Here is a 3,523-nt window from a genome sequence, read left to right on the forward strand (position 1 = left end):
AAGTCGGCTCTCGTGCGGAAGTCGGCTCTCGCGAGAAAGTCCGCTGTCGCGCGGAAATCGGCTGTCGAGCGGAAGTCGGCTGTCGTGAGAAAGTCCGCTGTCGTGAGAAAGCCCGCTGTCGCGAGAAAGTCGGCTCTCGCGCAGTAGTCGGCTGTCGTACGGAAGTCGGCTGTCGCGGGAGGGGGACGCGGCGGGTCAGGTGGCGGCGAGCTCGAGGGCAGCGGTGAAGTCGCGGTAGCGGGTGAGGTCCTGGGCGAGCGGCTCGGCGACGACACGCTCGGCGGTCTGCCGGATGCCGCTCTGCAGTCGCGCGCCGGCCCGTCGGCCCGCGCGTCTGGCGCCGACCCGGGCGAGCACCCGGCCCACGACGGCGAGTCCCAGCCCGGCGACCAGCCCCCCGAGGAGCAGCGCGGTCGGCCACGGCAGCGGGCCCGCCATCGGTGTCGTCGGCTCGGGCAGCTGGAGGTAGCCGAGCACGGCCAGCGCGGCGAGCCACCCCGCGCCGGCGAGCGCGGTGAGGAACAGGAGGTGGCCCAGGAGCCACCACACCCGCCACCACCGCGGGCGACGCTGGGCGCCGAGGTCCTCGCGGGCGATCGTCGCGTCGAGCGCGTCGACGAGCTCGGGCACCCGGTCCTCGGTCCGCTGGGTGACACGGGCGCGCCACGCGTCGGCCATCCCGGCGGTCGACGTCCACGCGAGGTCGTGCACGCCCGTGCGCACGCCCGCCTCCTGGGCAGGGGTCGCGGCGGGCAACGACGTCGCGCCGTCCGTGGGCCGCTCGAGGTGCAGCCGGCGTAGCGGGTCGGGTCGCAGGCGAGCGAGCCAGCGCAGCGGCGGCCAGCCGGTCTGCTGGACGGCGCGGCGCCGGTAGGACCGCTCGACGGCGGTGCGCACCTCGCCGGCGCCGGCGGCGGCCGCGCAGGCCGCCACGAGCGCGCCCACCTCCCGCGGCTCGTCCGCGACCTCGCCGGTCGGCAGCTGGTCGGCGGCGAGCTCCCGGGCGGCGGTGCGGACGTCGGCCTCGAGGCGCGCGCGAGCCGCGCGTCCCTCCTCGACGAGCCGGGCGAGCCGCTCGCGGAGCGCGGCCACGCCCTCACCGGTGCGGGCGGAGGTCGTGAGGATCTCGACGTCGCCCATCCCGTCCTGGCGCAGGATGCCGCGCAGATGGTCGAGCACGCCGGGCAGGTCCTCGGCGGCGAGCCGGTCGGCCTGGTTGAGGACGACGATGCTCACCGAGGCGTGCTCGCGCAGCGGGTGGAGGTACTCCTCGTGCACGACGGCGTCGGCGTACTTCTGCGGGTCGAGCACCCACACGAGGGCGTCCACCCGCTCGGCCAGCCGCGCCGCGACCCGGCGGTTCTCGCTGCGGGTGGAGTCGATGTCGGGCAGGTCGAGGAGCACGAGACCGGTGAGCCGGGGGTCGGCCGGGCGCACCCGCCGCTCGGGGACCTCGAGCCAGTCGAGCAGGCCGCCGGCGCCGGGAGCGTCCCAGACGGCGGCGAGCGGGCGGGTGGTCGTGGGGCGCCGGGCGTGGACGTCGGCGAGCGGCTCGCCGACGAGGGCGTTGAACAGGCTGGACTTGCCCGATCCGGTCGCGCCCAGCAACGCCGCGACGGTGACGCCGGGCGCCATGGCGGACCGCTCACCCGCGCGGCCGAGCACCCCGCGGGCCGGGTCGAGCCGCTCCGCGGGGACGACGCCGTCGGCGAGGTCGAGGGCGCGCCCGAGGGCCTCGGTGCGCTCCTCGAGCTCCGGCTGCCGCTGCCGACGCCTCACCGGCTACCTCCCGCGATCCGAACGGCCAACGCGGCCTGGCGCAGTCGCTCGCCCGCGTCGGGGTCCACCCCGAGGCGGGAGAGGCTGTCGAGCCACGGCCGGCGGTGGCGCTCGAGCAGCTCACCGACGCGCACCTCGAGGTCCTCCTGGGCGTGGCGGGCGAGCTCCCGCACCGCCTGGTCCCCGAACACCATCTCCAGCACCTTCTGGCCGACGACGGCGGTGCCGCCGGCGACGCCGATCTCGATCCCGGTGAGCCCGCCGGAGAACGCGAAGACGACGAGCATGAGCGAGACGCCCGAGGCGTTGACGCCGAGGGACAGCATCCGGGCGCGCACGCGGCGGTCCTCCCCCTCGGCGCGGACCCGCTCGAGCAGCGCGCGCTGCCAGTCACGCACCTGCGCGCCGACCTCCTCGGCGAGGGCCGGGCGCCCGGCTCCGGCGTCCCGCTCGGGCAGGTCGACCAGGGCGGTCGTGCCGCCGGGCAGGGACTGCCAGGCGCGGCGCGTCTCACGCTCCGCGCGCTCGACCTCGGACACGACGAGCGTGACGAGCCCGCTCTCGATGGCCTCCTCGACGCGTGCCTCGTGGCTCGGGCGGCCGCGGAGGAAGCCGGTGACGCGGTCGCGCAGGCGCCCGACGGCGGCCTCCACGCCGCGCAGCCACTCCCCCGTGCCGACGAACTCCTGCCACCGGGCGAGCACCTCCCCGCGCAGCAGCGTGCCGTCGTCGGTGGCGTCCATGACCGAGCGGAGCGCGGCGGCGTGGTGGTCGAGGGCGGCGCGCTCGAGGGCACCCGCGGCGGCGGCCTGTGCGTCGCCGGCGGTGGCGACGTCCTGCGTGCCGGTGAGGACCTCGGCGACCGCGCCGGAGAGGGTCTGCCGGGCGACCCCGGCCCGGGTGGTGGCGTCGGCGACGAGGCCGGTGAGCCAGGACCTGATGGGCGCGAGGTCGGCCTCGGGAAGCTCGGCGGCCACGCCGGGCGCGCGGGGTGGCTGCTCGGAGACGACGAAGAGGGGCGCGTGGGCGAGGTTCTCGGCCTGGAGCCGGTCGGAGAGGTCGGCGCGGATCTCCCCGGCGGTGCCGGGCGGGACGCGGTCGAGGATGACGGCGACGACGACGCGCCGGGCGGCGGCAGCGCGCAACAGCTCCCACGGGACGGCGTCGGCGTAGCGGGCGGCCGTCGTGACGAAGACCCAGAGGTCGGCCGCGGCGAGGAGCTGGCCGGCGAGCCGCCGGTTGGCCGCGACGACGGAGTCGATGTCAGGAGCGTCGAGGAGAGCGAGACCGCGGGGCACCGACGGCGCCGCGACGAGCCCGAGCTCGGTGACCTCGGCGTCCTCCTCCCGGGGCTCCTCCGGGCCGGCGTCGTGGACGCGGGCGAGGCCGGGCAGGACGCGGTCGTCGGTGAACCACGAGGCGTCGTCGGGGTGGTGGACGAGGACGGGGCGCCGGGTGGTGGGCCGGATCGCCGAGGCGCGCGAGACCTCCTGGCCGACGAGCGAGTTCACCAGGGTGGACTTCCCAGCGCCGGTGGAGCCGCCGACGACCGCGAGCAGCGGGGCGTCGAGCCGCTCCGCCCGGGGCAGGACGTAGTCGTCGAGCTGGTCGACTAGGCTGCGCAGCCGACGTCGCGCGTCGTCCGCCCCCGGCAGGTCGAGCGGCAGGGTGGTGCGCGCGAGCTGCTGCTCGAGGGCGCGCAGGGGCGCGACGACGTCGTCGCGCGGGGCGGCCGCAGGCTCGG

General features: G+C 77.2%; 2 protein-coding genes. Both read right to left on the minus strand.

Annotated features, from left to right (window positions below):
- Window positions 1–195: 195 nt before the first annotated feature.
- Window positions 196–1,779 (minus strand): GTPase, encoded by a 1,584-nt coding sequence (locus FHE66_RS10660; RefSeq protein ID WP_139072944.1) that lies wholly within the window; start codon window positions 1,777–1,779, stop codon window positions 196–198.
- On the minus strand, window positions 1,776–3,523 hold a 1,748-nt coding region (locus FHE66_RS15575; RefSeq protein ID WP_176554738.1), incomplete at its 5' end, for a dynamin family protein. The genes FHE66_RS15575 and FHE66_RS10660, both read right to left, overlap by 4 nt.

It is taken from the genome of Georgenia sp. 311 (assembly GCF_006151955.1).
GTDB classification, from domain to species: Bacteria; Actinomycetota; Actinomycetes; order Actinomycetales; family Actinomycetaceae; genus Oceanitalea; species Oceanitalea wutianyii.